This is a genomic window from Paenibacillus contaminans, from assembly GCF_003285015.1.
In the GTDB taxonomy this organism is placed as follows: Bacteria; Bacillota; Bacilli; order Paenibacillales; family NBRC-103111; genus Paenibacillus_V; species Paenibacillus_V contaminans.
Genome location: NZ_QMFB01000016.1, coordinates 110,885 through 134,665, shown reverse-complemented (window position 1 = coordinate 134,665; position 23,781 = coordinate 110,885). Strand labels below are relative to the sequence as shown.

Annotated in this window: 24 protein-coding genes and 1 riboswitch; all 24 genes read left to right on the top strand. The window is 52.6% G+C overall.

The features are described 5' to 3' along the window. The first annotated feature begins 212 nt into the window (after window positions 1-212). The 24 genes from DQG23_RS25100 (at window position 213) to ccsA (ending at window position 23,690) form a co-directional block, all read left to right on the top strand. Window positions 213-872 (top strand): stage V sporulation protein AA, encoded by a 660-nt coding sequence (locus DQG23_RS25100; RefSeq protein WP_113033776.1) that lies wholly within the window; start codon window positions 213-215, stop codon window positions 870-872. Then, window positions 856-1,272 (top strand): stage V sporulation protein AB, encoded by a 417-nt coding sequence (locus tag DQG23_RS25095; protein WP_113033775.1) that lies wholly within the window; start codon window positions 856-858, stop codon window positions 1,270-1,272. Before DQG23_RS25100 ends, DQG23_RS25095 begins: the two co-directional genes overlap by 17 nt. A gap of 23 nt (window positions 1,273-1,295) precedes the next feature. Then, complete coding sequence (locus DQG23_RS25090) at window positions 1,296-2,939, top strand: spore germination protein (RefSeq protein ID WP_113033774.1); 1,644 nt, start codon at window positions 1,296-1,298, stop codon at window positions 2,937-2,939. Window positions 2,940-3,151: 212 nt separating this feature from the next. After that, the gene (locus tag DQG23_RS25085; protein ID WP_113033773.1) at window positions 3,152-4,003 is read left to right on the top strand and encodes a MurR/RpiR family transcriptional regulator; all 852 of its coding nucleotides are present in this window, start codon (window positions 3,152-3,154) and stop codon (window positions 4,001-4,003) included. A gap of 229 nt (window positions 4,004-4,232) precedes the next feature. Then, on the top strand, window positions 4,233-4,934 hold the full coding sequence (locus tag DQG23_RS25080; protein WP_113033772.1) for an N-acetylmannosamine-6-phosphate 2-epimerase: 702 nt from the start codon (window positions 4,233-4,235) through the stop codon (window positions 4,932-4,934). Next, on the top strand, window positions 4,931-5,890 hold the full coding sequence (locus tag DQG23_RS25075; RefSeq protein WP_113033771.1) for an ROK family protein: 960 nt from the start codon (window positions 4,931-4,933) through the stop codon (window positions 5,888-5,890). The genes DQG23_RS25080 and DQG23_RS25075 overlap by 4 nt, the downstream gene beginning before the upstream one ends. Window positions 5,891-6,834: 944 nt before the next feature. Then, complete coding sequence (gene lysA / locus DQG23_RS25070) at window positions 6,835-8,166, top strand: diaminopimelate decarboxylase (RefSeq protein WP_113033770.1); 1,332 nt, start codon at window positions 6,835-6,837, stop codon at window positions 8,164-8,166. 239 nt (window positions 8,167-8,405) lie between these two features. Then, window positions 8,406-8,837 (top strand): peptidylprolyl isomerase, encoded by a 432-nt coding sequence (locus DQG23_RS25065; protein WP_113033769.1) that lies wholly within the window; start codon window positions 8,406-8,408, stop codon window positions 8,835-8,837. Between the two features lie 197 nt (window positions 8,838-9,034). Further along, a riboswitch (FMN riboswitch) is annotated at window positions 9,035-9,242 on the top strand. Between the two features lie 383 nt (window positions 9,243-9,625). Next, window positions 9,626-10,735: a bifunctional diaminohydroxyphosphoribosylaminopyrimidine deaminase/5-amino-6-(5-phosphoribosylamino)uracil reductase RibD gene (gene ribD, locus DQG23_RS25060; protein ID WP_113033768.1), complete on the top strand. Its 1,110-nt coding sequence runs from the start codon at window positions 9,626-9,628 to the stop codon at window positions 10,733-10,735. 20 nt (window positions 10,736-10,755) lie between these two features. Continuing rightward, complete coding sequence (gene ribE / locus DQG23_RS25055) at window positions 10,756-11,445, top strand: riboflavin synthase (protein ID WP_113033767.1); 690 nt, start codon at window positions 10,756-10,758, stop codon at window positions 11,443-11,445. A gap of 30 nt (window positions 11,446-11,475) precedes the next feature. Next, window positions 11,476-12,714, top strand: a complete 1,239-nt coding sequence (locus DQG23_RS25050; RefSeq protein WP_113033766.1) for a bifunctional 3,4-dihydroxy-2-butanone-4-phosphate synthase/GTP cyclohydrolase II — start codon at window positions 11,476-11,478, stop codon at window positions 12,712-12,714. 93 nt (window positions 12,715-12,807) lie between these two features. Next, window positions 12,808-13,278, top strand: coding sequence for a 6,7-dimethyl-8-ribityllumazine synthase (ribH, locus tag DQG23_RS25045; protein WP_113033765.1), 471 nt, complete (start codon window positions 12,808-12,810; stop codon window positions 13,276-13,278). 57 nt (window positions 13,279-13,335) lie between these two features. Continuing rightward, window positions 13,336-14,118, top strand: coding sequence for a segregation and condensation protein A (locus DQG23_RS25040; protein WP_113033764.1), 783 nt, complete (start codon window positions 13,336-13,338; stop codon window positions 14,116-14,118). Further along, complete coding sequence (scpB, locus tag DQG23_RS25035) at window positions 14,087-14,821, top strand: SMC-Scp complex subunit ScpB (RefSeq protein ID WP_113033763.1); 735 nt, start codon at window positions 14,087-14,089, stop codon at window positions 14,819-14,821. Before DQG23_RS25040 ends, scpB begins: the two co-directional genes overlap by 32 nt. A 144-nt stretch (window positions 14,822-14,965) precedes the next feature. Beyond that, window positions 14,966-15,652 (top strand): DUF2953 domain-containing protein, encoded by a 687-nt coding sequence (locus DQG23_RS25030; protein WP_113033762.1) that lies wholly within the window; start codon window positions 14,966-14,968, stop codon window positions 15,650-15,652. Between the two features lie 82 nt (window positions 15,653-15,734). Beyond that, window positions 15,735-16,235, top strand: coding sequence for a GerW family sporulation protein (ytfJ, locus tag DQG23_RS25025; protein WP_113033761.1), 501 nt, complete (start codon window positions 15,735-15,737; stop codon window positions 16,233-16,235). Window positions 16,236-16,435: 200 nt separating this feature from the next. After that, window positions 16,436-17,602, top strand: coding sequence for a D-alanyl-D-alanine carboxypeptidase family protein (locus tag DQG23_RS25020; protein ID WP_113033760.1), 1,167 nt, complete (start codon window positions 16,436-16,438; stop codon window positions 17,600-17,602). A 6-nt stretch (window positions 17,603-17,608) separates the two neighbouring features. Further along, window positions 17,609-18,199: a nucleoside recognition domain-containing protein gene (locus DQG23_RS25015; protein ID WP_113033759.1), complete on the top strand. Its 591-nt coding sequence runs from the start codon at window positions 17,609-17,611 to the stop codon at window positions 18,197-18,199. A 26-nt stretch (window positions 18,200-18,225) separates the two neighbouring features. Beyond that, window positions 18,226-18,759 (top strand): spore maturation protein, encoded by a 534-nt coding sequence (locus DQG23_RS25010; RefSeq protein WP_113033758.1) that lies wholly within the window; start codon window positions 18,226-18,228, stop codon window positions 18,757-18,759. Between the two features lie 91 nt (window positions 18,760-18,850). Continuing rightward, on the top strand, window positions 18,851-19,192 hold the full coding sequence (locus tag DQG23_RS25005) for an N-acetylmuramoyl-L-alanine amidase (RefSeq protein ID WP_113033757.1): 342 nt from the start codon (window positions 18,851-18,853) through the stop codon (window positions 19,190-19,192). A 182-nt stretch (window positions 19,193-19,374) separates the two neighbouring features. Next, window positions 19,375-20,115, top strand: coding sequence for a pseudouridine synthase (locus DQG23_RS25000; protein ID WP_113033756.1), 741 nt, complete (start codon window positions 19,375-19,377; stop codon window positions 20,113-20,115). Window positions 20,116-20,207: 92 nt separating this feature from the next. Continuing rightward, window positions 20,208-20,732 (top strand): thiol-disulfide oxidoreductase ResA, encoded by a 525-nt coding sequence (resA, locus tag DQG23_RS24995; protein ID WP_113033755.1) that lies wholly within the window; start codon window positions 20,208-20,210, stop codon window positions 20,730-20,732. Window positions 20,733-20,748: 16 nt separating this feature from the next. Continuing rightward, entirely contained in the window at window positions 20,749-22,422 is a 1,674-nt protein-coding gene (gene resB / locus DQG23_RS24990; RefSeq protein ID WP_113033754.1) for a cytochrome c biogenesis protein ResB, read from the top strand. A gap of 17 nt (window positions 22,423-22,439) precedes the next feature. Further along, window positions 22,440-23,690 (top strand): cytochrome c biogenesis protein CcsA, encoded by a 1,251-nt coding sequence (gene ccsA / locus DQG23_RS24985; RefSeq protein WP_113033865.1) that lies wholly within the window; start codon window positions 22,440-22,442, stop codon window positions 23,688-23,690. Window positions 23,691-23,781: the final 91 nt, after the last annotated feature.

The following is a 23,781-nucleotide window of genomic DNA, read 5'->3' as shown; positions in this document are numbered from 1 at the left end:
TATTGGTAGTATGACCACGGATTTCCGCTTTATACAGCCATGTCCTGCGCAAAGCCGGGATGACGGCAAGTGATTTTCCGACATTAGCAAGACGGTACCGGCGGCCCGGTTCTTTTTACCGGAACTTACCGCGACTACGAGGACTTCCTCCATTGCAAAATAAAGGATATCGCAGCCTGCCGAAACGATCCCAGAAAGGAGCGTGCCAAACGATGGATGCTTCCTTAAACGCGCCGGTGCTGTATGTACGCTTTCGCAAACGCGTGACGATTCCGAAGGGGAAGTCGGTTTTATTCTCGGAGATTGCCCAACTGATCGCCGAACCGGAGCTGGAAGAACGCCTTCGCAAGCTTATCGTATACGAGCCGAGGCCGCAGGACGGGAATCTGCTTGTCATCGATATGATGATGGTCATCCGCAAAGTAAAGCAAATAGCGCCGAATCTGAACATAGAACTGATCGGAGAGCCGCATGCGCTGGTTGAGGTGGTAAGCGGAGGTCGAAAGCCGCATGTCGTGCTGATCGTCCTCGTCTGGCTGCTGCTTTTTATCGGCTCGGGGCTTGCCATCATGAACTTCCATGCCGATGTCAGCATGCTAAAGGTGCATCAGCGAATTTACGAAATGATGACGGGGAAAGAGACGGAGAAGCCGTACTTTTTGCAAATTCCGTATTCGATCGGCATCGGAGCGGGTATGGTGCTATTTTTCAATCATCTGTTCAAGAAGAAGTTTAATGAGGAGCCGAGTCCGCTGGAGGTGGAAATGTTCATGTACCAGGAAAATGTGAACCATTACGTCATCACGAACGAATACAGCAAGCTTCAAGAGAAACAAGGCGGAGCGGAGTTGTCTGATGAACGTTCTAATTGACGTCGTCCAAATCTTTATCGGCTTTGCCGGAGGTTTGGCTGTCGGGAGCGGAATGGTCGCATTTCTTGTGGTGCTGGACATTATCCCGCGTCTCGTGCAGCTGACGAAATCGATCGGCATGATCCATTGGTACGAAAATGCGGTCGTCTTCGGCTCGGTTTTTTTCAGTTTGGCCGATTTTTATAGCTTTCAAGCTTCTTTCTCGCCTATCAGTACGGCATTCGTCGGGCTGCTGTGTGGCGTGTTCGTCGGCTTGCTCGCCGCCGCATTAACGGAAGTGATCAACGTGCTGCCGGTCCTCGCCAACCGGATGGGGATGGGCAGTTATATCATTTGGCTGCTGATGGCGATGATTTTCGGCAAAGTATTCGGGTCTTTGTTCGAATGGTTGTTTTATTAACGATGTGAAGGAGTGAACGTGTTATGGCGAATTCGGATAATCAGGTGCAGCAGCCCGGAACCGAAGGAGGGATGCCGCCGGAAAGCTTGCTGCAGTATGGCGGAATGGCAGGGGAGCCGGACAATATGCAGGAGCAGGCGCTTGACGAAACCGAACGGAAGCGGAGGAAGGATCAGGAGGAGCTGACGGACGAAGAGAAGCGGCTGATGCATACGAAGCGGATTCCCGACAGCATTGCCAGCGTCAAAAGGGTGCTTGAGGAGACGGTCGGACTCGGGCGCAGCTTCGACGTCGTGCTTCGCGAGATGGTTTTCGGCAAGCAGCGCACCGGTATTTTTTACTTGAACGGACTCGTTAAAGACAGCGTGCTGACGGAGGTTTTGGCGCGCATGTCGTACTTAAGCGAGGACGAGGTCGATTCCCGGACGCTGACGATGTTTATGGAGAAGTACATTCCCCACATCCAGGTGGAAAAAGTCGAGACGATGACTGATACGATCAACAAAGTGCTTGCGGGCGGCACTGCGGTATTCATCGAAAACGAAACGGCCGCAATTGTGATCGACGCCAAAAGCTTTCCCGTACGCTCCAGCGAAGAGCCCAGCCTCGAAAGGGTGGTCAGGGGTTCTCGCGACGGCTTTGTCGAGACGCTGCTGACGAACGTGACGCTTGTACGGCGGCGGCTGCGCGATCCTCGGTTGAAGCTGGAGATGATGCAAGTAGGCGAGCGGACGAAAACGGACGTATGCGTCGCCTACATTAACGACATCGCTGATCAGAAGCTTGTGGAGTCGATCCGCGACAAAATACGGAAGCTGGAAACGGACGGTTTGCCGCTCGCCGAGAAGCAGCTGGAGGAAGCGCTGCTCGATAAAAAATGGAATCCGTATCCGGTCGTGCGATATTCGGAAAGACCGGATGTCATTTCGTCGCATCTGCTCGAAGGGCATGTGGCGCTGTTCGTCGACACTTCGCCGTCGGTCATCATTTTGCCGTCGACGTTTTTCCATCTCGTGCAGCATGCCGAGGAATATAGGCAGACTCCTTTTATCGGCACGTATTTGCGCTGGGTGCGTTATTTCGGCATTTTTTCGTCGCTGTTTCTGCTGCCGCTCTGGTTCCTGATGGTCGCCCACCCGGAATTCAAGCCCGCCGGCATGGGGTGGCTGGGACCGCAGGAAAGCGGGCATTTGCCGCTGCTTGTACAGTTCGTCATCGCCGAGGTCGGCATCGATCTGATGCGCATGGCGGCCGTTCATACACCGACGCCGCTTGCGACCGCAATGGGCTTGATCGCCGCTATCCTGATCGGGGATATCGCCATCAAGACGGGCGTTTTCGTGCCGGAGGTCATCTTGTACCTCTCGGTGGCGACAATCGGCATTTTTGCGACGCCGAGCTACGAGCTGGGGCTTGCCAACCGCGTTACGCGGCTTATTTTGTTGATCGTTACGGCCGCTTTTTCCGTTCCCGGTCTCGTCGTCGGCACGACGCTTTGGGTGCTGCTGCTGGCGTTTCAACGCTCGTTTAATTCGCCGTTTCTATGGCCGTTCATTCCGTTTAATGCCAAAGCGCTCTACAACATCATCGTACGCGCTCCATTCTCGCAGGAGAAAAGCAGGCTCAGCTTGACGAAGCCGAACGACAGCTCGCGGCAGCCGACATAACTTCAGCCCATTCGGCGCCGCTATTTGCAGATGAATGCGAGCTTAGCAGTGACATAACCGAACGGCAGCTCGCGGCAGCCATGCCGGCGCCCCGTATCGCAGATAACATGCTGCGGCCGGGGCTTTTTGTTGTCCGGAGACATGAAAACGACTATACTCAACAATATGCTCCATGACCGAAAGAGAATCGAAGTACGAAGGGGAGGCGGCCCATGCTCCAGGGCTCGAGCACGCTTTTAACGATTTCAAGCATTTATAATTCGCTAACGAAGACGGAACGGAAAATCGCCGACGCGATCACGCAAAACCCGGAGAACGTCGTATACAGCACGCTTACGGATCTTGCGGAAAAAGCGGGGGTAGGCGAGACGTCGGTGCTGCGCTTGTGCCGCAAGCTGAAATTTCGCGGTTATCACGAGTTCAAGCTGGCCATTGCGCAGGATTTGGTGACGCCGATTCAAAGCGAGCACAGCGAAATCGAGGACATCGACGACTTGGCGACGATTGCGCGAAAAATTACGAACGAAAACAGCGCAGCTTTGGAAAACACGCTTGCGCTGCTGGATATCCGCGAGACGGACAAAGCGATTGAGGCGATGATGCGGGCGCGGAAAATATTCTTTTTCGGCATCGGTTCATCCGCTTATACGGCAGCCGACGCCAAATACCGTTTTATGCGGCTCGGTTTCGAGGTGGAGGCGGTGACGGATTCTCATCTGATGGCGATGTCTGCCGCGCTAATGACAAACGCTGACGTTATTTTCGCCGTTTCGACGTCCGGGAGCACCAAGGACATCGTCGATGCGATACGGGCAGCGAAGCCAAAAGGCGTTTTTGTCATTTGCTTGACGAATCATGCCCGCTCTCCGCTTACGCAGCATGCCGATGCCGTATTGTTGACGAAATCACGCGAAGTCCCGTTTCAGGGAGGGGCTTTTAACGCCAAAATCGCGCAAATCCATGTGCTCGATATTTTATCGACGGCTGCGGCGCTGCGATGCAAGGACCGCTCGCTCGAGGCTATTCGCAAAACGGCGAATTCCGTGCTGGATATGTTATATTGACGCTATAGAGGGCGATAAGGGAATATTGACGGTTGCCTGCAGGGACCGGTGCTGATAGTGATGGAATCGTCGGCTTCCGCCATTATGGTCTTTACAGACCGCTTTGGCCGCATGTATAATTGGAGGAAAACTCCGCCTTATATTATATAATTGGAGGAAAACTCCGCGATCATGAAGGGCGAGTAAACGCCTTTAATGAAAAAAAAGGCGTCAAAGGAGCGTATTCGTAATGACACAAGCAAACGTAACGATACAGCCGAAGGGACTTATCGTCTCCTGCCAGGCGCTGGAGCACGAACCGCTGCACGGCGGCGATACGATGGCCAAAATGGCGGTCGCCGCAAAATCGGTCGGCGCAGTCGCAATTCGCACGAATGGCGTAAACGATATTCGCCGAATCCGCGAAGCCGTCGACCTGCCCATTATCGGCTTGATCAAGCGCGATATGCCGGGCTCCGCCGTATTCATCACGCCGACGGTTGATGAGGTAACGGCAATCGTTGAAGCGGGAGCGGGCATCGTCGCGATGGATGTGACCGACCGCGAAGGAAGGCTCGATACGGTGCGTGAGCTGATCGATTGTGCTCATCGGCTCGGGGCGGCGGTTATGGCGGATGTGTCAACATTCGAGGAAGGCGTAGCGGCGGAGAAGCTTGGAGCGGACTATGTCGGTACGACGTTGTCCGGCTACACGCCTTATAGCCCGCAGCAGGAAGAGCCGGACTTCGAGCTTGTGCGCAAGCTGAAGGCGGCTTTGCAAGTGCCCGTAGTCGCCGAAGGGCGCATATGGACGCCGCAGCAGGCGGCAGAGGCGCTTGAAGCGGGGGCCGACGTCGTAGTTGTAGGTAGCGCCATTACAAGGCCTCAGCTGATCGCTGAGCGTTTCGCCAAGGCGGTAGCGGCGGCGGCCGGGAAAGAGGAGAAGCAATGAGCCGGCTACCGTTCGATCCGCAGGCGGATGCGGCAATCGGCGTCGATGTCGGCGGCACGAAGACGAACGTCGGCATCATGAACCGGAACGGGGATGTACTTGCGTCCGTGCGCGTTGCCACGCAGCTACCGGGCCGCACGGTCGTCGACCAAGTGAAGGCGGGAATCGATGAGGTAATGGAACGCTTTGCGGTCCTACAGCCGGGCGGAACGCTTCGCGGTATCGGCGTCGGTACGGCCGGACAGGTCGATTGCGCCTCCGGAAGCATCCGTTTCGCTTCCGAGCTTATCCCCGGCTACACCGGCACGCCGGTTAAGAAATTGCTCGAAGAGGCGTACGGCCTTCCTGTATACGTCGATAATGATGTAAACGTACTCGCGCTGACCGAGAAATATATCGGCGCCGCCAAAAATGCGAAGCATGTTATTTGCATTGCGCTCGGCACAGGCGTCGGCGGCGCCGTCATGACGGACGGCAAAGTCGTACACGGTGCGTGGGGAGGCGCCGGAGAAATCGGTCATATGACGGTCGATTTTAACGGACCCGTCTGCATATGCGGCAATCGCGGCTGCTTGGAGCAATACGTATCCGGCACGTCGATCGGCAGACGCATGCAGGAGCTGTTAGTCGCCGAAGGCAGACCGGACGAAGCCGTCAGCGCTCGCGACGTCGTCGAACGGTGGCTGGCTGGCGACGCCGGAGCAACCGCCATTATGAATGAGACGGTAGCCGCGCTGGGCGGGGCGATCGCCAGCCTCATTCATATATTCAACCCCGAGGTCGTCGTAATCGGCGGCGGCGTCGCGGAAGCGGGCGAGCCTTTGTTCGCGAAGCTTCGCGAGGAGGTCGCAAGCAGAGCGATGAGCTCGCAGCTCGAAAGTGCAACGATCGTTCCGGCGTATCAAGGAAATTTGAGCGGAATGCTCGGCGCCGGATTGCAGATGTGGGAAGACTGACCTTTTTTACGCGAATGGTTTGAAACGCGAAATAGGACTGAAACAAGCAATTAAGTCCCGCTAAGATTGCAAAGACGCCTCCAAAACCACATTGTTTGTGGGAATGGATGCGTCTTTTTCGAATTACCGGTAATCGCATCGTGGGAGGGGCTCTAAACCTCGCTTGACGCGCCTTAATGGACGGCGAAGCCTTTAAACATGCAACTGCTAAGTGACGCCACTTTATGCTGCAATCCGATATATCCCACTTGGAACAAGAAATCGAGGCTGCTCTTACGTTGTAGTCCGAAGTAGCCTGCTTGGAAAACGATTTCATCGATGTATTAGGCCAAAAAGCTGCTGCAAGTGGGCGTTTCCGTACTACAAGTGAGGAATGGAAGCTTTACTCTATTCCAAGAGGGCAAAACCGGACTACAGCACATGCGAGCGATTGAGCGGGGAGGGCAATCGGTATAAATACCGTTTAGAGATCGGATTTACTGCTTTAGTGTGTCAATTAAGCTGCAAGCAGGGATTTTCGGAGTATTGGCTGGTCAAGGAAGCCGGTCTCCATTTCAATGGGCCGAATCGGACTGCTGATCACTCAATTGATGGAGATGGGATTTCACCTTCAATTTATTTGATACAGTACGAATCTATGCAGCTCGAATGACTTCTTGATCAATGTGACAATTGAAACGTGCATACGTTTCGCGGCAAAAAATGAAAAATGGAAGCTGATCCCATTGCACATTTTATGCTTTTTTGCTTATACTGCTATTCTGGGACGATTTGCTGATTAGCCTCGTGCGGAGGCTTGATGCACTTTCTTCCGAACTTTTGCATTCCGCGTATGACGTTATTGAGTTATGAAAACCGATATGATACCTTAAATATAGTCGTTACGACAGGATTTGCGGACGAAAACGTACAAATTGAACATGCCAGGGAGAGGTGTATGATCAATGTATTTACATGGGACAAGTCGAATAAATGATCAAGGCAATTTGGAAATCGGCGGCGTTGACGCGACGGAGCTCGCAGCCAAATTCGGCACGCCGCTTTATGTAGTGGATGAAGCGCTCGTTCGTCAGAAAGCGCGCCAATTCGTTGAAGCATTTCAAGCATCGGGCTTGAAATTTCAGGTTGCATACGCCAGCAAAGCGTTCTGCGTTATGGCCATGTGCCGCATCGCGGAAGAAGAGGGATTGTCGCTTGACGTCGTATCGGACGGCGAGCTGTATACGGCGCTGCAAGCAGGCTTTCCAGCTGGACGCATTCACTTCCACGGCAACAACAAGTCGCCGCAGGAAATCGAAATGGCGATCGACGCTCAGATCGGCTGTTTCGTCGTAGACAACTTTATCGAGCTCCATATGCTCAATGCCATTGCGGCTGAGAAGGATGCCAAAGTAAAAGTGCTTTTCCGCATTACGCCAGGCGTTTCCGCGCATACGCATGAATACATTTCAACCGGACAACAGGACTCCAAATTCGGCTTCGACCTCGGGAACGGCGCGGCTTATCGCGTAATCCAAGAAGCGAAGGAGCTGTCCAATATCGAAATTTTGGGCGTGCATTCGCATATCGGCTCGCAAATTTTCGAAACGGAAGGCTTCCGTATGGCGATGGAAAAAACGATCGGCTTCGCGACGAAGGTACGCGACGAGCTGGGCGTTACGTTCAAAGTCGTCAACCTCGGCGGCGGCTTCGGCATCCGTTACGTGGAAGGCGATACGCCATTGCCTGTAGCGGAATATGTGAAGGCGATCACGGACGGTATTCAAACGCACTTCTCGAGCCACAATTATCCGATTCCGGAAATTTGGATCGAGCCGGGCCGCAGTATCGTCGGCGATGCCGGAACGACGCTGTACACGGTCGGAACGTCGAAGGATATTCCGGGCATCCGCAAATACGTTGCGGTTGACGGCGGCATGACCGATAACCCGCGTCCTGCGCTTTACGAGTCGAAATACGAAGCTATGCTTGCAAACCGCGCCAATGAAGCGAACGAGGAAGTCGTTTCGATCGCCGGCAAATGCTGCGAGAGCGGCGATATGCTGATTTGGGACGTAAACCTGCCGAAGGTAGAAAGCGGCGACATCTTGGCCGTAGCGTGCACGGGAGCGTACAACTACGCCATGTCAAGCAACTACAACCGGATTCGTAAGCCGGCAGTCGTGTTCGTGAAGGACGGTCAGGCGGACATCGCAGTCAAACGCGAGTCGCTGGACACAATCGTCGGACTTGACGTGATTCCGGAGCGCCTGCAAAAAGCGGTAGTTTCCAAGTAATCAAGCGACAGCGTTAAAATGGGCGCCGGGGTGAAAGCTCCGGTGCTTTTTGCGTGCCTTGTTATAGCCGGACAAGTGTAATACTTCGGGTCAAATCAATCCCGGAGATTCCTATTGAGCGTGGAAGGGCTTCGAAACGACGTATAAATAGGGTTTGCGGTTGCAACCGGAATATTTTTACGGTATGATCCTAACGTATACGAGCTACTACTATTCGCATGAAGGAGTGTGCCTCATCAATGGCAAAGCAAGCGCAAATCAAAATGGCAAACGGCGACGAAGTCGTAATCGAGCTCTTCGAGAAAGATGCTCCGAACACGGTTGCAAACTTTGAAAAATTGGCGAACGAGGGCTTTTATAACGGATTGACGTTTCACCGTGTTATCCCAGGCTTCGTAGCGCAAGGCGGTTGTCCGCACGGCACGGGAACAGGCGGCCCGGGCTACCAAATCAACTGCGAGATCAACCCGAACAAACATGAGCGCGGCGCGCTCGCAATGGCGCATGCCGGACGCAACACGGGAGGCAGCCAATTTTATATCGTTTACCAGCCGCAGCCGCATCTTGACGGCCAGCATACGGTATTCGGCAAAGTGGTTTCGGGCATGGAGCATGTAGATAAGTTCCAAGGCCGCGACAAAATGGAAACCGTCAAAGTTGTAGAAGCATAGGCTTCTTCATCATAATGGGAAAGTGAAACCGACATGTACGCCGGAAGCGGCCGAACGTCGGTTTTAGTTTGCACGAAATAATTCCGATTGAAACAATATGAAAAATCGGAATGAAAAATGTTGCTTTTTTTACGATGCAGTGGTACTATTTCAATCAAAGTAAGGCGTTCTACAAAAGAAAGCAACCATAACATAATACGATCCTTCGGGGCCGGGTGAAATTCCCGACCGGCGGTGATCCGGCGAACAGACGTTTGCCGGTCAGTCCGTGACCCGCGTTGAATGAATTGCGCCCGATCGGTGATAAGGATGGCAGCCGCCATTCCCGGCGAGAGCGTGCATTCAACCGGTGGACTCGGTGCAACTCCGAGACCGACAGTATAGTCTGGATGGGAGAAGGAGCATAACTTTTTCGTTTCAACGGCGCTTTTATGTACTTTTTTTCACATGGGTTTCTTGCGTCCATTTCCGTAATATCGCTTAACGCGATTTCGGATTATTCGGGTTAGCCGTTAGCGGCTGGCATTACGGCGGGCGGTCTGCCTTTTATTTGGCTGTATCCGTCTAGTCCGACTCGACTGGAACAAGGGGGATTTGTATCATTCGCCATTGGAAAAGTATGTAAATCGGTGCGGACTTCGTCATGCGCGTCCCAAGCCGGCGGAACGGAATTATCCATATTGCGGGGACCTTGCCGAATCATTCGGTACGGTCGGCTTGTGCTCTTTTCTTCGCCCCAACCGTTCGTTGAGGGTGTTTTTGGCGTTCCCGAAGAGGCGAGGAGAGTGATGGAAACGGAAACGATGGATGCATCATTTTATATGCGATTGGCTTTGCAAATGGCCGAAGCGGCACGCGGGCAAACCGGCGTCAATCCGGTAGTCGGATGCGTCGTCGTTAAGCAAGGACGAATCGTCGGCATAGGGACGCATCTGAAACGCGGCACCGAGCATGCGGAGGTTCACGCGATAAGGATGGCCGGCGGCGAAGCGGAAGGAAGCACGGTTTATGTGACACTGGAGCCTTGCAGCTATTACGGCCGAACGCCGCCATGCGCGGATCTGCTTATACAATCGAAGGTGGCCAAGGTCGTAGTCGCTTGTTTGGATCCGAATCCGCAAGTGGCGGGCAAGGGCATCGAAAAGCTCCGTTCCCGGGGCATCGAGGTGGAAACAGGGGTGTTGCAGGAAGAAGCTGCGGCACTAAACGAGCCGTTCAACAAATATATCGTCAGCGGATTGCCGTTCGTAACTTTGAAAACAGCCTGTACGTTGGACGGTAAAATCGCAAGCCGCACAGGCGACAGCAAGTGGATAACGAACGAGAAATCCCGCGCTTTCGTTCACGTGCTTCGCCATCGGCATCAAGCGATTATGGTCGGCTCCGGCACCGTGCTTGCCGACGATCCGAGCCTTACGACAAGGCTGGAAGTGGAGGCGCTGCAGCCGATTCGAATTGTGGTCGATTCCATGCTTCGATCACCCGAAAATGCGAAAATATTCGACGGACAGTCGCGGACGATCGTGCTGACGACTGACGAAGCGCCTCGCGATAAAGCCGAACGGCTGACCGGCAAAGGTGTGGAAGTGGTCGCAACGGGACAAGGTCCGCACGTTGACTTGAGGATGGCGATGAAATTGCTCGGCGAGCGGGAGATCGGTTCTATCCTGCTGGAAGGCGGCGGCCGATTGAACGGAGCGATGCTGGAAAACAGGCTAGTCGACGTCTGCCGTCTTTTCTTCGCTCCGAAAATTATCGGAGGCCGCGAGGCTCCGGGCAGCTTCGCATTTGAAGGCTTTGAACGGATGAGCGACGCCTTGAAGCTGGAACGCATTCGTGTGGAATCGTTCGGAGACGATGTTTGCATAACCGGATACCCGGTTTATGGACCTTACTAAATCTGGGGGGAGGAGCGCTCATGTTTACAGGACTCATCGAAGAAGTGGGTATTATGCAGCGGATTGGCAAGCAGGGGCAAGCGATGGTTTTGTCGATTGCGGCAAAGCACATTATGGACGATGTCCAGCTTGGCGACAGCATCGCAATTAACGGAGTCTGCTTGACCGTAATCGCATTCGATAGCGGCAGCTTTACGGTAGACGTAACGCCGGAAACGTTTCGGCATACGAATTTGTCGCTATTACATGCCGGCGACCGCGTCAATCTGGAACGGGCCATGTCTGCGCAGGGCCGGTTCGGCGGCCATATCGTACAAGGACATGTCGATACGACCGGGCGGATTACAAGCAGAAGGCCGGAGGAAAATGCGGTTTATTTCACCGTAGAGATCGCAAACCGGGAAGTGATGAAATATATCGTACCGCGCGGCTCGATTACGATTGACGGCGTCAGCCTCACCGTAGTCGGGGTGGATGAAAGCTCGTTCTCGGTATCGATCATCCCGCACACGCTCGCTCAGACGATTTTGCTTCACAAGCAGCCCGGCTCGTCCGTCAACATCGAGAGCGACCTGCTCGGCAAATATATCGAGAGATTGCTTTTTTATCGGGACCGCGAGATGCCGGACGAGGCGGCGCGCGGAGGAGGAACGAATGCCGGGTCTTCAAGGCTTACCGCGGAATTTCTCGCCGAGAACGGGTTTTTGTAAGACCTAAATGAAGAATAAGAGGTGATCGTTTTGACAAACATCCGGTTTCACACGATAGAAGAAGCGATTTACGACCTGATACAAGGCAAGGCGATAATCGTCGTAGATGACGAAGACCGCGAAAATGAAGGAGATTTTATTGCGCTGGCCGAGAAAGCGACGCCGGAAATGATCAACTTTATGATTAAAGAAGGCAGAGGGCTCGTGTGCGCTCCGATTTCGGAGGAACGCGCCACCCAGCTGGAGCTTCCTCCGATGGTTGCGCGGAATACCGATTTTCACGGAACGGCGTTTACCGTATCCGTTGACCATACGGACACGTCGACAGGCATTTCCGCTTCCGAAAGATCCCGTACCGTCAAGGCTCTGATCGATCCGAACACGAAAGCGGAAGATTTCCGCAGACCGGGTCACGTTTTTCCGCTGATCGCCAAGAAGGGCGGCGTCTTGCGCCGTGCAGGCCATACGGAAGCGGCCGTCGATCTGGCGAAGATGTGCGGTTCTTATCCGGCCGCCGTTATTTGCGAGGTGATCAAGGAAGACGGCGAGATGGCCCGCGTACCGGAGCTTATGGAAATAGCCGAGAAGTTTGGCTTGAAAATCATTACGATTCGCGATTTGATTCATTACCGCAATGAGAAAGAAAAGCTGGTCACCCGGGAAGCCGAAGTCAGAATGCCGACGGATTTCGGCGTGTTCTCGATGATCGCATACTCCAACGAGGTGGATCGCAAGGAACATGTCGCGCTGATCAAAGGCAAAATCGATCCAAGCCGCCCGACGCTGGTGCGTGTGCACTCCGAATGCTTGACCGGCGATATTTTTCACTCGCATCGCTGCGATTGCGGTCCTCAGCTGGAAGCCGCCTTGCGTACGATCGAGGAAGCGGGCGAAGGCGTGCTGCTTTATATGCGCCAGGAAGGCCGCGGCATCGGACTCATTAACAAGCTTCGAGCTTACGGTTTGCAAGAGCAGGGACTCGATACGGTCGACGCAAATTTGAAGCTGGGCTTCGCTCCCGATCTAAGGGATTACGGCATCGGCGCGCAAATATTGAAGGATCTCGGCGTGCGTCAAATCCGTCTGCTTACGAATAACCCCAAAAAGATCCGCGGACTCGAAGGCTACGGTCTTGAAGTCGTCGAGCGGGTGCCGATCCAAATGAAGGAAAATGAAAATAATAGCAACTATTTGCATACGAAGCAGGAAAAGCTGGGTCACATGTTGAAATTTACGGATGCCGGCGAAACCGGCGCGGAAAACAAATAGTTGAACTAGAGTTCGCGGATTTCACAAATAAGCCTATTGACGCTTGTCAAACCTATAACAGTTATGGTTCACTCAGAGAGGATGGTATTCAACATGACGAAAATGTACGAAGGTCAATTAGTATCGCAGCAAGCCAGATATGGGGTCGTTGTCGGCCGCTTTAACGAATTTATTACGGGCAAGCTCTTGTCCGGCGCTCTGGACGCGCTGAAACGCCATGGCGCCGCCGAGGACGACGTGGAAATCGCATGGGTTCCCGGCGCCTTCGAAATTCCGCTGATCGCCCAAAAAATGGCCGAGAGCGGCAAATACGACGCCGTCATCACGCTGGGTGCTGTCATCCGCGGATCGACGCCGCATTTCGACTACGTCTGCAGCGAGGTTTCCAAAGGCGTAGCCGCAATTAATTTGAAAACCGGCGTTCCGACAATCTTCGGCGTGCTGACGACCGATTCGATCGAGCAGGCAATCGAACGCGCCGGTACGAAGGCGGGCAACAAAGGCTGGGAAGCAGCGGCGACAGCCATCGAAATGGTTAACCTGGTTAAGCAGCTGAAGGCATAACCGAAACCAATCGTTTTTAAGCTATAACAAGGATTAATGTTTGGGGGGACTAAGGCATTGAAGGTTACATTTAAGCTGGATACGTTTGAAGGCCCCCTTGATTTGCTGCTTCATCTTATCGATCAAGCGGAAGTGGACATTTATAACATTCCAATCAAAGAAATTACGGACCAGTACCTCGAATACTTGTCGCAAATGCAGGAGATGGAGCTCGATGTGACCAGCGAATTTCTGGTTATGGCTGCGACGCTTCTATCCATCAAAAGCAAAATGCTGCTGCCGAAGCCTCCGGTTATCGAGATGGACGATATGATGTTCGAGATGGAAGAGGAAGATCCGAGATCCGAGCTTGTACAGAAGCTGATCGAATATCGGAAGTACAAAGGAATCGCCGAAGAACTGAGAGAGAAGGAAATCGAACGGAGCTTGATTTTTTCGAGGGAGCCGGCGGATTTGTCTCCGTATGTGCCGGTCGTTCAGGAAAATCCGGTGCAAGGACTGCATGTGGCGGATTTGCTCCTCGCTTTTCAGAAGGCGCTTCGCAAGATGGCAAGCCGCAACGTCGTCACGAAAATTAGACGGGACGAGGTTTCGGTCAAAGACCGAATGTTCCAAGTCGTCTCCGTTCTGGAGCAGCAAGGCGGCAAAATGATGTTCACCAGGCTGCTGTCGGACGACTTTACAAGAGAAGACGTCGTCGTAACGTTTTTGGCTCTTCTTGAATTGATGAAGGTCAAAAAAATCGTCTGCTTTCAGCACCGGCTGTTTGACGACATAGTCATAGAGGCTAGAGAAGAGGTGCTGCTCGATGGATTACCGGAAGATGAAATCAATTATTGAAGGTTTGTTATTCGTCTCGGGCGACGAAGGCATCGACGGCAGACAATTGGCGGATGTTCTAGAGCTTCCGAAGGATGTTGCCGTCGAGCTTGTGCTCGAGCTGCAAGAAGATTACGTGCGCGACGAAAGAGGGCTGCAGATCGTCGAAATTGCGGGCTCGTTTCAAATGGCGAGTATTCCGGCGCATGCTCCTTACTTCGAGCGGCTGGCCCATACGCCTTCCCGCACGAATCTTTCGCAAGCAGCGCTGGAAACGTTATCGATTATCGCTTACAAACAACCGATTACAAGAGTCGAGATCGAGGAAATTCGCGGTGTTAAGTCGGACAGGGCGCTCCATACGCTGGTTGCGAAAGAGCTGATTGAAGAAACGGGACGCGCCGAAGCGATCGGCAGGCCGATCCTTTACGGGACGACGAAGCAGTTTATGGATTATTTCGGTCTTGGCAGCCTGAAGGATTTGCCTGATTCCTCGACATTCGAAGCGGACCTGAGTCTTGAAGACGAGCGCATGCTGTTCACCAAGCTCGACCGCCAGTTAACGATCGACGATATCGACGGCAAACGCGGCGAGCTTCCGGATGAAGACGAAAGCTTCGAACCGGAGGAGGAACAATTCGCGGAAGTTATGAAAGAAAATCCGGAGCCGGCCGATATGGAAATCGAGCTTCCCGACTTTCTTAAGGACGATTCCGAGCGCTAGCCGCCGCATGGTTTCCAATGGTTACGGTCATACTAACTCCGTGCTCAACAGCTTCGAAGCCGCATTCGGCGGCTTGCGAAGCGGCGTTATTATACGCTGGCGGCAGAACGGAGTTTTTTGGCGTTGCCGGAAGTGGAGGCTCGAATGATGGGTTGGTTATGGGCTGCTGCGGTCGCAGCTGCGGCGGTTGCTGCTTTGCTCGCAAGCCGCGTGCGAATCAAGCTTTATTTTTCTCGTGTGGGCTCAGACGATCATTTGCTTGTCGAGTTTCGCGCCCTTTACGGAATCGTACGTTATAAATATGATGTGCCGCTAATCCGATTTCATGGACTGATCCATCTTTTCGATGTGAAAACGGAGCGTGTCGACCGCAAAAAAGATGTGTTGTTGGATGAAAAAGACAGCGATATTTCCATTGAAAACATTCAAGACTTTTATCGGCAAGCCAAGCTGTTTACGAAACGTATCGAGGATTTTTCCGGATGGATGAAATGGACGGTTGCCAAAGTCCGCTGCACCCAGCTTCAGTGGGCCACTTATATAGGGATCGGCGATGCTGCAGAGACGGCGATTGCAACCGGCATCATTTGGGGTCTCAAAACATCGCTGCTCGGCTTTGTATTTCGCTATTTAAAATTGGATGCTCGTCCGGAGCTGCTTGTACAGCCGCAATATAACCGCAAACAGTTTTCAGTGAAGCTTCGCTGCATGATTCATATCCGGTTTGGCCTTGTACTGCTTGCAGCGATGCTTCTAGCTGTTCGTTTTATGCGGGCGAACCGCGATTACAAAAAAACGAAAACCAAATTGGAAAGCAATCCGGCAGGGTGACTCGGTTGTACATAAACTAATTCTGCGATGGGGACTCTATAGACGAGTCATCATGAACTTCAGACAGGAGGATTAGTGGACAATGGCAGAGCATCCTATTCAAGGTTTAATGAAAACCGCGATGGAAAATATTAAGGATATGGTCGATGTGAATACGATCGTCGGGGATGCGGTAGAAACGCCCGACGGCAGCGTAATCATTCCGATTTCTAAAGTAGGTTTCGGCTTCGCTGCAGGTGGCAGCGAATTCGGCGGCGAATTCGAAGAGCAGCACGGAACGTCCAAGAACGATTCGCATAACGCTTCGGTCGCTATGCCTTTCGGCGGCGGCAGCGGCGGCGGCGTTTCGATTCAGCCGATCGCTTTCCTGGTTGTGGGCAAGGAAGGCGTTAAAGTCGTGCCTCTGGACAATACGACGCATTTATACGAACGGTTGATCGATTCCGCGCCTCATGTTTTCGACCGCATTCAATCGATGATGAAAAACGCGCGCACGACGACAACGACGACTTCCTCGACGTCCGTTGGACAGGCGGAGCAAGCTGGAAAAACCGACCGGAACTCGCCGAATTATATCGTTTAACCGACCGCCTTACAGCGGAGAAAAGAAAAGCGCAAGCTGCCTCTATTAAGAGGCGGCTTGTTTGCCGTCGTTCGGACATGATCTTTCCGGGACGGGCATATACATGTACAAGTATGGAAGTTTTAAGGATGCGGATGAACCTTGATAAGGCTATGGAACAGAAGCCGTTTCCGATGTTCCGATGTTCTGGGAGGAATGCCATGAAAAAGATTTTATTGTGTTTGTTCATTTGGGCCGTTATATTAACTGCCGTACCTGCTAAGCCCTCTGTCGTAGCCGCTCCTGCCATCAGTACGAATGCGGAAACGGCCGCGCTGATCGATGTAGCCTCCGGACGTATTCTGTACAGCCAAAAGGGAGACAAGCAGGTAAGAATCGCCAGCTTGACTAAAATTATGACGGCCATTGTCGCGATCGAGAACGGCAAGCTTTCCGATTTGGTGAAGGTGAGCGGAAGGGCGTTCGGGAAAGAGGGCTCGTCCATTTATTTGAAGCTGGGGGAAGAAATGAGCCTGCATAATATGCTTTACGGATTAATGCTGCGCTCCGGCAACGATGCCGCCACTGCCATAGCCGAGCACGTCGGGGGCTCCGAGGAAGGCTTCGTTTACTTGATGAACCAGAAAGCCGAACAGCTGGGACTCGTAAACTCGCATTTTATGAATCCGCATGGATTGGATGTCGAAGGTCATTACTCGTCGGCGAACGATTTGGCCAAATTGACGGCTTATGCTTTGAAAAATCCCGTGTTCAAGGAAATTGTCAAGACCGAAACCAAGAAAGCGCCGAATCCTAACGAGTCTTGGGATTACACTTGGTTCAACAAAAATAAGATGCTCGGTTTATACGAGGGGGCGGACGGCGTAAAGACGGGGTATACGAAGCTCGCCAAACGATGTCTCGTCTCATCTGCGACACGTGGAGGCCAGCAGCTTGCCGCCGTTACGATCAACGACGGGCAGGATTGGGCGGATCATACGAAGCTGCTCAATTACGGTTTCGCCAAATACAGGCTGCAGATGCTGGTCGAGAAAGGCGAGTCGGTCGGTCAAGGCTTAGTGGCCGGAAACACGGTTTCTTATCCGATGGATGGCGCCGAGTCGGAGCAGATTACGCGCAAAATCGAGCTGGAAGAGGCCGGTACCTTAAATTATCGGCTGGGCATAGTCGGCAAGCTGAAAATTACCGTTGCCGGCGAAGAAGCGGGAGTCGTTCCGCTATATGCGGACGGGGACGTCAGACTTGGAAGCGAAAATAAAAGCGCTTGGGGCTTCCGAACGGGCGAGAGCGGGATGAAAACGGCGAATAAATATCTCGACACGCTGCGGGACGTGTTCCGAACATTGGTTACGGGCAAAGCGAGGTGAGTTTGAATGGTTAATTTCATATGGCTTTTTTTCATCCTTGCAGGCTTTGTGGTTGCGGCGATAAACGGCAATATCGAAGCGGTTACGCAAGCGGTATTCGACGGCGCGAAGACGGGCGTGACGGTGTGCTTCGGATTGATCAGCATTCTCGTCTTTTGGCTGGGCATTATGCGGATCGCCGAAGACGCCGGGCTGCTGGAGAAGCTGGCAAAGCTGCTCAGGCCTGTCGTGCGCTTTTTATTTCCAAGCATACCGGACAATCATCCGGCGCTTGGTTACATCATGTCTAATATGAGCGCCAATATTTTGGGACTCGGCAACGCCGCTACACCGATGGGCATCAAGGCTATGCAGGAGCTGCAAAAGCTCAACGGCAACAAGGAGCTGGCCAGTCCGGCGATGTGTACGCTGCTTGCGTTGAATACATCCAGCATCACGCTCGTTCCGACTACCCTGATCGCGATCCGAATGAGCTTTCAGTCTCTCAATCCGGCGGAAATCGTCGGAACGACGCTTATTGCCACCGTCATCTCGACGACGGCGGCGATCGTCGCCGACCGGTGGTACCGGCGCCGTTATTGGCGCAGCCGGCATTGATTTTTATCGAGAGGAGGAAGTAACCGATGTATGGGCTGATTTCCCTCATATCCGCTTGGGCCATACCCGTCATTATCGTTTTTATTCCGCTGTTCGCCGCCTATAAAAAAATACCTACATACGAATCGTTCGTCGAAGGCGCGAAGGACGGATTTGATACCGCGATTAAAATCATTCCCCATCTAGTCGGGATGATGGTCGCGATCACGGTTTTCCGCGCTTCGGGCGCGATGGATCTTCTGATCGGCGTATTCCGGCCGCTGCTCGATAAAGTGGGCATACCCGGCGAGGTGCTTCCTCTTGCCGTATTGCGGCCGATAACCGGAGCGGGCTCGCTTGCGTTCACTACGGATCTGATCCGGGAATTCGGACCGGATTCGATGATCGGCCGTATCGCATCGACAATTCAAGGGAGCACCGATACGACCCTGTATGTGCTGACCGTTTATTTCGGTGCCGTCGGCATCCGTAAAGCGGGATATGCGCTAAAGGTTGGTCTCATATCCGATGCCGTCGGTTTTATCGCCGCCATCGCCATCTGTTTTCTCGTCTTCGCTTGAACCGGTCACACAGGTCTGAATAACTTTTAGAACATTCGCCCGGGCGCCGTCATATATTGCTAGCAGCAATTATGCGCCGGAGGTGAACGGCATGCAGACTGAAGGCATTATCATTCACGATTCCGCTTGCTCCTCCATAAACGGCAAGGGGTACGATTTCTATATCGCGAAGAACGGCTCGATCGTTCCGGCGTCCTCCAGGACGGACAAGGCTTATATTCATATATGCTTGGAGGGCGATTTCGCCCGTTCGTTTTCCGGTTCTGTTCCTGAGGTAAAGGAACAGATTTTTTTGTTGTCAAAGCTTATTTTACGCGTCTCCCGGCTATACGATTTCTCTTATGAGCGCATATTTCCTCATTCCCGTCATTGTCCGGGGAAGTATTTTCCGTGGGCGGAACTTGTGATTTGGGACAATGATCGTTATCATTAGCATAAAGTCCATGCGAGCGCCAATGTCCAAACATGTTTCTTTTGACTCGGATGCCGATACGGCACCGTGCGAGCGGATGCCGGACAAGCCTATGCGGTTAATGAACTGCGGAGGGACAATCGCCGTTTTGCTATAATATGGATTAATTTGTCGTAACGATCACGAAGGGTGGCACACAAGAAATGGAACGGTTGCAAAAAGTATTGGCACAGGCAGGAATAGCCTCCAGGCGCAAATGCGAGGAATACATAACGGCAGGAAGAGTAATGGTCAACGACGTCACGGTCAAGGAGCTCGGAGCGAAGGTCGATCCGGCCAAAGACCGGATTAAAGTCGACGGAAAGCCGATCAAAGCGGAAAAGAAATTGTACATCATCATGAACAAACCTAAAGGGGTTATTACAAGCGTCGAGGATCCCGGCGGACGCAAGGTGGTTACCGATTTTTTACACGGCATCACCGAGCGTTTGTTTCCTGTCGGAAGGCTTGATTACGATACGGAAGGACTCCTCATACTGACGAACGACGGCGAGTTTGCGAACCTTCTCACACATCCCAAGCATCATGTACCCAAGACATACCATGCGAAAGTCAAAGGCGTGCCGCACGGATCGCTTCTGGAAAAGCTAGCCAAAGGCGTCAAGCTCGAAGACGGGATGACCGCGCCGGCGGAGGTCGATTATGTCGATGTCGATCCGGCCGCGAACGAATCGGTTATTTCCATTACGATTTACGAAGGGCGGAACCGTCAGGTGCGCCGAATGTTCGACGCCATAAAGTTCCCGGTAGAGAAGCTGAAGCGCGTCAAATTCGGGCCGATTCCTCTCGGAGGATTAACGCGCGGCAAGTTCCGCCACCTGACCCCGGACGAAATCAAAAGCTTGACTGATGCGGCTAAACAGAGGGAGAAAGCGGACACATAAAATTCAAATTCATTAATCTTCCGATTCGTGAAAGTTCGCTATAATGAGTGTAGCTTTGTCAAACTACAATGAAGCGGTTGAAGGTGAATGATGTGGGAAAAAATAGAAAGTGGATTCAAATTTCCATCCTGCTGATCGCTGTTCTGATCGGCGTCTGGACGATCGCCGGCAACCTGTTCAATGAGGACAAAGTTCCGAAGGTGGGTGACGCGGCCCCGGAATTTAAATTGGCCGGGTTGGACGGCGAGACGCATAAGCTTTCCGAGTACGAGGGTAAAGGTCTGATCGTCAATTTCTGGGGCTCTTATTGCGAGCCTTGCCGCAACGAAATGCCGGCGCTTCAGCGGCAATCGGAGAAGTGGGCATCATCGGGGCTTACCGTTCTCGGCTTGAATGTGGCTGAGAACAAAATTACCGCGCAGGCCTATGTGAACCAAGTGAAGGTGAATTTCCCGATTTTGCTCGATCAGTCGGAAGAAGTGCGGAGAAGATACGGCGTCATCCAATACCCGACGACCTTTTTTATCCGGCCTGACGGCAAGGTTCATACGATTAAGGTAGGCGAGATGACGGAGTCGTACATCGAGCAGACGCTTATCGCGATGCTTGGAAAGTGACGGGGAGGGTACACCATTGTTTCAGAACACCAAATGCGAATGCGGCCATCAGAACCCGGTCGGTACCGTGCTTTGCGAATCGTGCGGAAAGCCGCTTTTCGAGGATAAATCGGAAGAGCCTCTTGAAATGCGGTATGACGGGATGGCGCGGCGTTCGCAGAAGCAAAATCCGAATGTGATCGATAAGGTGTGGAACTTTTTTTCCTCCGTCAAGATCGCGGTATATTTGATTATCATTACCTTGATCGGCTCTGCCGTCGGCACGATTTATCCGCAGGAGAATACGTTTATCAATACCGATTTCTCCGTTTACTACAAAGATAATTACGGAACGGCCGGGCATATTTATTACCTGCTGGGGTTCTCGCATACGTTCGAATCCTGGTGGTTCGTCACTTTGCTGCTTATGATCGGCACTTCGCTGGTCATCTGTAGCTTGGATCGCGTGCTCCCTCTATACAAGGCGTTGAACAAGCAGCAAATCCGCAAGCATCTCAGCTTTATTTTGCGGCAGAAGGTTTCCTATGAATCCGATTTGACGGGAATGACCGAGGCGGAGCAAGCAGCTTGGGTCGAGCAAATGTCGAAGAAGCTGCAGAAGCGGCGGTACCGCGTACATACGGACGGAACTGCGCTGCTTGCCGAGAAGAACAGGTTCAGCCGCTGGGGTCCTTATATTAACCATATCGGGCTTATCGTCTTTTTGCTTGCGGTGCTTGCGCGTAGCATACCGGGCTGGCATATGGATCAGTACATGGGCTTTCTTGAAGGCAGAGTCGTCAAAATACCCGAAACGCCTTATTATTTGAAGAACGATCTTTTTACCGTCGATTACTACACCGAAGAGGAAATGTCGGAAGAGTTTAAGAGGCGCGACACATCGGTTCCGAAAATTTATGAAACGCAAGCGATTTTGTATACTTGCTCGGCAAACTGCGACGATCCAAGCCAAAAGCCGGAGCTCGAAGAGGTCCATAGGCAAAACATTGTCGTCAACAAACCTTTGGATTATAAAGGCTTGCTGGCTTTTCAGTTCGACTATAAAGAAACGCCGATGCTGCTGGCTGCGACGCCTAAGCTTAAAAACAAGCGTACAGGGGAAGTATACGGCGAATTCGAACTGGACATGTTCAACCCGCTTCCTTCTTATCAAGCAGGTGAGTATAAGCTGGAAGTAAAAGGTTATTTCCCGGACTTTGGAATGGACGACAAGGGATTGCCGATGACCAAAACGAAAGATCCGAACGCGCCGGCCTTCATATTCTCGATTACCGGTCCTGACCTATCCAAGGAAGGCGAAATTTTCATGTACTTCCCTCGGCAGATCGATAAAGAGACGTTCCGGCAAAATGATATTAACGGTGCGCTAGGCACTAAACTGGATATCGCGGTCGGATCGATGGACGATGTGAAAATTGCGGCTTACACAAGCTTCCTGAACATCAGGATCGACAAGGCAATGCCTTACATTTGGATCGGCGCGGCAATATCGATGATCGGGCTCTTAATGGGAACATACTGGCAGCATCGCCGCATCTGGCTTCGTATCGATAACGGCCGGCTGTCGCTCGGCGCGCATACGAATAAAAACTGGTTCGGGATCCGCAAGGAAGTGGCCGACAGCTTGAAGCAAACGGGAATCGCCGTTGATATGAAGGAGCTAGCCGAAAAAGGAGGAAATGTGTCTTGACGGTATGGAACGATGTGATGGATGCCGTAAGCAAGTATAACGATACGTTTTTTACGCTTACGTTCGTCTTGTATTGCCTGGGCTTTATGTTATTTGTAATTGCCGTAACGGGGAAAAAATGGGGCGGCACGAATCCGGAGGCGCATATGAAGCGCTGGGGAAAAATCGCGTTCGGCACGACGTTGCTCGGCTTCGTCAGCCATTTGCTTTTTTTCTTTACGAGATGGTATATGGCAGGGCATATTCCGACGAGTAACATGTTCGAATTTATGACCTTCCTCGCCATGATGATTATTTTCGCCTATATCGTCGTTTATCTGATCTATCGCACGCTAGTGATCGGGATTTTCGCCCTTCCGATCGGCGTTATCATTCTTGCCTACGCTGCAGTATTCCCGCAGGACGTTCAGCCGCTGATTCCGGCGCTGCAAAGCTACTGGCTGAAAATTCACGTTACGACCGCCGCTGCCGGTGAAGCCTTCTTCGCAGTGGGTTTTGCTGCCGGTCTTATGCACTTGCTAAGAACGATCGATTTCACGGGGACGTCGAAATCGTCCAGAAGAGAGCAGCGCGGCGTGGAGTTCACGATCTTCTTCATGGTGATGATTATTGCGTTCGTCGGCTCTGTGTTCACATTTAACGGCTTGGGTTATAAAGCGAAGTTTGTCGCCGATGTGGCGCAAGCGGACAAATCCGGCGTCGAGCAGACGATACAACGGGAAACCGTTTACGTCCTTCCGCCGTTCGTTCAGCCGCATAATTCGAAGATTGAAGAAATGAAACCGTTTCTTGGCATGGAAAAGCCGCTGTTCGAGGCGCCGTCATGGCTTGCCGCACGGAAAACGAACACGGTTATTTGGACGCTGATCTCAGGCTTCCTGCTGTACGGACTGTTACGTCTCGTTGTGCGTAAGCCGCTTAGCCGGGCCATCAGCCCTGTACTAAACGGCATCGATGCCGAGGATCTTGATGAAATCAGCTATCGCGCAATCGTAATCGGTTATCCGATCTTTACGCTAGGGGCGCTTATCTTCGCCATGATTTGGGCGCATGAGGCTTGGGGCCGATTCTGGGGCTGGGATCCGAAGGAAGTATGGGCTCTTATTACTTGGCTTTTCTACGCCGCTTATCTCCATCTTCGTCTTTCTAAAGGCTGGATGGGCAAGCGCTCGTCTTGGATGTCGGTTCTGGGCTTCCTCGTCGTCATGTTTACGCTGATCGGGGTTAATCTTGTCATTGCCGGATTACATTCTTACGCCGGCGTCTAAACATATTTGCAGGAAATGTCGAATAATTGTCGAAAATGTAAATAAGCATGGAGCGCAAGCCTGCGCGGTAAAGGGCAGCGAGCAGCCGGCC